5 protein-coding genes are annotated in these 3423 nt (G+C 57.8%); 3 read left to right on the top strand and 2 right to left on the bottom strand.

The features are described from left to right. On the top strand, window positions 1-283 hold a 283-nt coding region (locus ACFFAR_RS28505), incomplete at its 5' end, for a c-type cytochrome (RefSeq protein ID WP_375508935.1). Between the two features lie 211 nt (window positions 284-494). Here ACFFAR_RS28505 and ACFFAR_RS28500 read toward each other — a convergent pair. After that, entirely contained in the window at window positions 495-737 is a 243-nt protein-coding gene (locus ACFFAR_RS28500; RefSeq protein WP_075357070.1) for a hypothetical protein, read from the bottom strand. A gap of 80 nt (window positions 738-817) precedes the next feature. Here ACFFAR_RS28500 and ACFFAR_RS28495 point away from each other — a divergent pair, with 80 nt between their 5' ends. After that, window positions 818-1279: a mobile mystery protein A gene (locus ACFFAR_RS28495; protein ID WP_062168396.1), complete on the top strand. Its 462-nt coding sequence runs from the start codon at window positions 818-820 to the stop codon at window positions 1277-1279. Further along, a complete protein-coding gene (locus ACFFAR_RS28490; RefSeq protein WP_174365374.1) occupies window positions 1270-1866 on the top strand; it encodes a mobile mystery protein B in 597 nt (198 codons plus the stop codon). Before ACFFAR_RS28495 ends, ACFFAR_RS28490 begins: the two co-directional genes overlap by 10 nt. Before the next feature lie 72 nt (window positions 1867-1938). Here ACFFAR_RS28490 and ACFFAR_RS28485 read toward each other — a convergent pair. Continuing rightward, window positions 1939-3423, bottom strand: a 1485-nt coding sequence (locus tag ACFFAR_RS28485; RefSeq protein WP_375508934.1) for a 3'-5' exonuclease, incomplete at its 5' end; no start/stop codon positions are given.

Here is a 3423-nt window from a genome sequence, read left to right as displayed (position 1 = left end):
CGTCGATGGTTCCGGTTTTCGCCACTTCGTCGGCGCGGATGCATCGCAGGCCGGGAAGGCGCTGTACACGCAAGTCTGCCAGGCGTGTCACGCGGCGGGCGTGCTTGGCGCACCGAAATTCGGCGATAAAGACGCCTGGGCCGCGCGCCTGAAAGAGCCGATGGACACCGTCTACGGCTATGCGCTGCACGGCAAGGGTGCAATGCCGGCCAAAGGTGGATCGAATGCGCCCGATGCCGACGTTAAGGCCGCCGTCGATTACATGGTGGCGGCGTCGAAGTAGTCGTTTCAGCTTCTGCCAATAAAAGCCCTGCGCAAACACTGCTCCGTACTACAAAGGTTTTGATTTGAGCTAGTTACCGCTGAGACCCGCATCCCGATGGACTGTGGGCCTTTTTCTTGCCGTAAATAAGTGCGGGAGATGCGGGCGCTATTTCTCGACGTTGCGCTCGACATAGCGGGTAGAAGCTCGAAACAAAGCTTCTAAACTAACTTCAGACACCTACGTCCCATACATAAGGCCAACCGGGCAACAGGCGTTCAAAACAAAACTGCGTGGCTTCTGCTGCCTTCCAGTGCAGCAAATCAAAGATATCTGCTGCTATATATTGAAGCAATAAGGCGTTCTTGATACGGCATAGCGAGATAGCTGCTCTAACCACTTGATTCATTATAACGAAGCAGTCGGCTAAATCGCGCTTCACTAGAATGACGCCCAACACATGTATTTGCTTCATTTCAGGGAACCATAAAGTTGATGATCACGTCACTATAGGCTATCATTTTCTCAATTTTTGATAGCCTATAGGCCAGCAAGATGGATCCTAAAATGAGACAGCTTCGGCTTGAGCAAGTCCAAGCCTCGGCCGCAACGTACTCGGGCTTGACCAACCGTCGCCCCCCGCCGCGTGGATGGTTAAAGGCTATCCGAGAGTCGTTAGGGCTCACCGAGCGACAGCAAGCCGGCAGGTTAGGCATTACCGGTTCGAGCCTGCACAAATCGGAGTCGGCGGAAGCCGAAGAGCGAATCACGCTTGGACAACTGCGCAAGTTGGCTGAGGGACTGGACTGCGAGCTTGTTTATGCCCTGGTGCCCCGAAAGCCACTGACTCAAGTGGTCGAAGACCGGGCGCGCTCAATCGCCCTCCAGGAAGTGAGCGGAGTTGCGCACACCATGAGTCTGGAAGACCAGCGTCCGGCAACCGACCGACTTCGCAAACAGGTTGAGCAGAGAACGGCGGAACTGCTTAGGGGCCGCTGGTCCGACCTATGGCGATAGATTTAGACGAACAGGACGGCCAGACACCGCTCGACCCTGACGAACTTGCAGGACTGATACCGACGCACCTGACTACCAAGGGCGACCTGAATGACTGGGAGCAGGAGAACATCATGCAGGCCGTGCAATGGGCTCGCCGTCAACGCAAGGTCGATGTCCTCAGTGAAGAGTTCTGTCGCAACGTTCACAAGAAAATGTTTGACCAGACCTGGTCGTGGGCAGGCACGTTCCGCAAATCCGACAAAAACATCGGATGTGACTGGACGCAGGTCAGCGTCAAACTCAGAAACCTTTTCGATAACACGCAGTGGTGGGTCGATAACGGCACATTCTTGCCCGATGAAATTGCCGCACGATTTCACCGCGAACTGGTATGGATTCATCCCTTTCCAAACGGCAATGGTCGACACTCACGAATGATGGCTGATGCGCTCTTGCGCAGCATGAAACAAGAGCCATTTTCGTGGGGCGGCGACGGGACCTTGGTTAAAGCGGATAACGCCCGGTCGGATTACTTAACCGCCTTGCGTGCAGCCGATAAAGGTGACTACAGTTTGCTCCTGGTCTTCGTGCGAAGCACTTCTTAGCCGTCGTGTGGGCAAGAAAGACAAACGCAAGAGCTTTGCGCTGTTGCGCATGCTGCCTTATGCCACCACAAATCAAGCCGGCTTCTGCAGCAACTCCTTGAGCCGCGCCATCCGGTCCTTCGGCGACATCGGCGCTTCCTCTTCGGTCGGCGGCGGGGCATCGTCCAGAAGCATTTCCGGGATGAACCGCGACGCCTCGCAGACCACCGTTTCGCGCGCCCGCTTGCGCTTCTTGCACCAGTTCAGATGCAGACTGCGCTGCGCGCGCGTGATCGCGACATACATCAGCCGCCGCTCTTCCTCGATACGGCCCGCATCCACGGGTGCATCGGCATCGGCGTCCGGATTGCCCCGGTGCGGCATGATCCCCTCCTCCACCCCGACCAGGAAAACGTGCGGATATTCCAGGCCCTTTGACGCATGCACCGTCGATAACCGCACGGCATCCGGATTCTCGTCCTTGCCTTCGAGCATCGACATGAGCGCGACCGTCTGGATCAGACCGAGCAGGTTCTTGCCTTCGTCGCCGAAACCATCGGCGTTGTCATACCCCGTCGCTTCCGCGCCCGCCACTTCTGGCTTCGTGCCCTTTTTCTTCAGCCACTCGCAGAACTCAAGCACGTTCTGCCATTTGGACTGGGCTTGCCGTTCGTCGTGGGCGTCGTAGAGATACGCTTCGTAATGGATGGCTTCCATCATGTCGTCGAGCACTTCGGTCGCTGGATCGCGCCCCGCCCGGTCGGACAGCCGCTGCATCCAGTCGCAGAACGCGCGCAACGGCTCGACCTGCCGCGCCGAAAGACGCGCCTCGATCCCGCCCATGAACACGGCCTCAAACAGCGAAACCTTTGCCTGGCCCGCGAACGCGCCGAGCGCCTCCAGCGTCGTATTGCCAACTCCGCGCCGAGGGGTGGTGATCGCTCGGATTAACGCGGGATCGTCGTCGGGATTCGCGATCAGCCGCAAATACGCGACGATGTCCTTGATCTCGGCTTTATCGAAAAAGGACTGGCCGCCGGACAGTACGTAAGGAATCCGCTCGCGTCGCAAGACTTGCTCGAAGATCCGCGCCTGAAAATTCCCGCGATACAAAATCGCGTAATCGCGGAACGCCGAGCGCCGCTCGAACTTATGCGCCGATAACCGGAACACGACCGACTCGGCCTCGTGCTCTTCGTCGTTGCAGGCGGTCACCGTGATGGAATCGCCCATGCCATGTTCGGACCAGAGCTTCTTTTCGAACAACTTGGGGTTGTTCGCAATCACGTTGTTCGCCGCGGTCAGGATGCGAACCGTCGAGCGGTAGTTCTGCTCGAGCTTCACCAGATGCAGCTTCGGGAAATCCTTGCCCAATTGCGCCAGGTTTTCGAGCGTGGCGCCGCGCCAGCCGTAGATGGCCTGATCGTCGTCGCCCACGGCCGTGAACGCGGCGCGCGGACCAGCCAGCAGCTTTAGCAACTCATACTGGCAGGTGTTGGTGTCCTGATATTCATCGATCAGCAGGTAACGCAGCCGGTTCTGCCACTTCTCGCGAACCTGTTCGTTTTCCGCGAAAAG

The sequence above is a fragment of the uncultured Caballeronia sp. genome, assembly GCF_964243625.1.
Classification (GTDB): domain Bacteria; phylum Pseudomonadota; class Gammaproteobacteria; order Burkholderiales; family Burkholderiaceae; genus Caballeronia.
The sequence above is the reverse complement of the archived record's forward strand: the minus strand, read 5'-3'. Positions and strand labels throughout refer to the sequence as shown.

Coding starts and splice junctions, on each gene's coding strand:
- ACFFAR_RS28490 (WP_174365374.1), top strand. CDS start 1,270: ATGGCGATAGATTTAGACGAACAGGACGGCCAGACACCGCTCGACCCT.
- ACFFAR_RS28495 (WP_062168396.1), top strand. CDS start 818: ATGGATCCTAAAATGAGACAGCTTCGGCTTGAGCAAGTCCAAGCCTCG.
- ACFFAR_RS28500 (WP_075357070.1), bottom strand. CDS start 737: ATGAAGCAAATACATGTGTTGGGCGTCATTCTAGTGAAGCGCGATTTA.